The sequence below is a fragment of the Idiomarina baltica OS145 genome (genome assembly GCF_000152885.1).
GTDB lineage: Bacteria > Pseudomonadota > Gammaproteobacteria > Enterobacterales > Alteromonadaceae > Idiomarina > Idiomarina baltica.
In genome coordinates this window covers 99772-102226 of sequence record NZ_CH672404.1, presented here as the reverse complement: position 1 = coordinate 102226, position 2455 = coordinate 99772, and the positions used below count along the sequence as shown (strand labels likewise).

Genomic DNA, 2455 nt, shown 5'->3' with positions numbered 1-2455 from the left:
AGTTCCGTGATCGATGGCAATCAATTCCGTCAGTACTCGCATCGCATTTCGGATGTGGTGTACGAAGCGTTAACGGGTGAGAAAGGCGCGTTCATGACACGGATTGCCTATGTCACCGTGAATCAAGACGACCAATATCCCTACAAACTCTTAGTCGCCGACTATGATGGTGCGAACGAGAAAGTATTACTGCGTAGCCCTGAGCCGCTCATGTCACCTTCGTGGTCACCAGACGGTAATAAGTTGGCGTACGTTAGCTTCGAGAACAAACGACCAGAAATCTTTGTGCAAGATATCTACACCACGCGGCGCGAGAAAGTCACCTCGTTCCCTGGTATCAACGGCAGTCCGGTTTTTTCTCCAAAAGGCGACAAAATGGCCATGGTGTTGTCAAAAGATGGCAATCCTGAGTTGTATGTCATGGATCTTAAGACCAAAAACTTGCAACGTTTGACGCGTAATCGTACGATTGACACTGAGCCAAGTTGGACACCTGATGGTCGCTCTATTGTCTTCACTTCAGAAAGAGGTGGAAGACCGCAGTTATATAGCGTAAATTTATCGTCAGGTGACGTGCGCCGCTTAACCTTTGAGGGTGAGCAAAACCTAGGTGGCACGGTCATGCCATCGGGTGATTCGATGATTTTAGTGAACCGTACCAACGGTAACTATCACATCGCGCGGCAGGAGTTTCCGCGGGGTACAATGCAAGTGTTAACTCGCACCGCATTGGATGAGTCGCCTAGCGTGGCGCCAAATGGCAGTATGGTGATTTACAGCACTACCCACAATAACAAACAAGTGTTAGCGTTAGTGTCGACAGACGGGCGTTTTAAAGCGCGTTTACCGGCAAGTAGCGGCGAAGTGAAGTCGCCATCGTGGTCGCCATTTATGTAAGTGCTTGTAAAAGTGCTATATAAGTTATGAAAAGGTGCGCAAAATTGCGTAATTTTCAGTAAGACAACGTATTAACCAAAAACGTATTAACCAAAAAGTTTAGTAAACCGAACGGTTTGATCAACTGGATAACGATAAGGATCATTAGGATGCAGCTCAACAAATTATTAAAAGCTCTGGCGATTGCCGTTCCAATGGCAACTTTAGCCGCATGTAGCTCTACATCAACAACTGACTCAGGCATGGGTTCAGGTCAAGAAACCGGCCAAACCACTGAATCAGGTTCTCAATCAGGCGTTCAAGTCGGTGCTGCTGACCGTGCTAAAACCCCTGAAGAAGTGCGTGAAGAGCAAATGGAAGCGCTGCGCAAAGAGCACATTATCTACTTTGCATTTGACCGTTCAAGCGTTCAGTCTGAGTACGCAGAGTTGCTAGCCGCTCATGCTGACTACTTAGTCAAGAATCCGAACGTTACTATCGTTATCGAAGGTCACGCCGACGAGCGCGGTACGCCAGAGTACAACATCGCATTGGGCGAGCGTCGTGCTAAAGCGGTTGAAGACTACCTGGTGAACTTAGGTGTTCAAGATTCACAAATCTCAACTGTTTCTTATGGCGAAGAGAAGCCGTTAGTTAACGCTTCGAACGAACGTGCGTACGCTAAAAACCGTCGCGCAGTATTGGTTTACTAATCGCCACTCGACGTTTAACTAAATAACGGATAGTTCATGAAAAAATCATTGTTGGCTATCTGTCTACTGATGCCTGCCGCCGCTATGGCGCAGGCACCAGTGTCCAGCCTAAATCAATCAGCCAGTTCACTTGAGCAACGTCTAGCCACCATCGAGCGCATGCTTGATGCACGCCAAGGCGCTCAGCTCGAAATGCTCAACACTCTTTCATCTTTGCAACAAGACGTTGCAGAGCTACGGGGGATTACCGAAGAGCATGAGTATCGCCTCGAACAACTGCTTGAGCGTCAGCGGGAAATCTATCAAGAGATCGATCGCCGCTTTAGCCAGTTTAAGCAACAAGGAGGTGGAGCATCGTACAGCATGAATGATATGCAAACCGTGCCGACCTCTAACGAAGGTGCAAGTAACGCATCAAGTAGCGGAAGTAACGGCTACAGCGCCAATATGAGCGAAAATGATGCGTATGATAAAGCCATCGCCTTAGTGCTTGAGGATAAACGCTACGATGCCGCTATACCCGCATTCGAATCGTTTTTGCAAAACTTTCCAAACTCAACGTACGTGCCCAACGCACATTACTGGTTAGGTCAGTTGCTTTACGCGCAGCAAGAATACCAAAAAGCGCATGACCACTTTAAACAAGTGGTGGATAACTACCCCGACAGCAACAAGCGCGCAGACTGCTTGTTAAAGCTCGGTGTTATCGCAGCAGAGCAGGGCAAAACCGCCGATGCCAAGACGTTCTACCAACAAGTATTGACCGAATATTCGGACAGTACCGAAGCGAATTTGGCGAAGCAACGCCTGTCTAACCTGTAACATCGGTCCAACAACTGATCGAATTGTAAGCAGTCAGACAAAAA

3 protein-coding genes are annotated in these 2455 nt (G+C 47.9%); all 3 read left to right on the top strand.

Features of this window, described 5'->3' with window-relative positions; translation table 11 throughout:
* A partial coding sequence (tolB, locus tag OS145_RS04170) for a Tol-Pal system beta propeller repeat protein TolB (protein WP_006954946.1) occupies positions 1-897 on the top strand: 897 nt, incomplete at its 5' end.
* A gap of 149 nt (positions 898-1046) precedes the next feature.
* Positions 1047-1589, top strand: coding sequence for a peptidoglycan-associated lipoprotein Pal (gene pal, locus OS145_RS04165; RefSeq protein WP_006954945.1), 543 nt, complete (start codon positions 1047-1049; stop codon positions 1587-1589).
* A gap of 36 nt (positions 1590-1625) precedes the next feature.
* The gene (gene ybgF, locus OS145_RS04160) at positions 1626-2411 is read left to right on the top strand and encodes a tol-pal system protein YbgF (RefSeq protein ID WP_006954944.1); all 786 of its coding nucleotides are present in this window, start codon (positions 1626-1628) and stop codon (positions 2409-2411) included.
* The last annotated feature ends 44 nt before the right edge of the window (positions 2412-2455 follow it).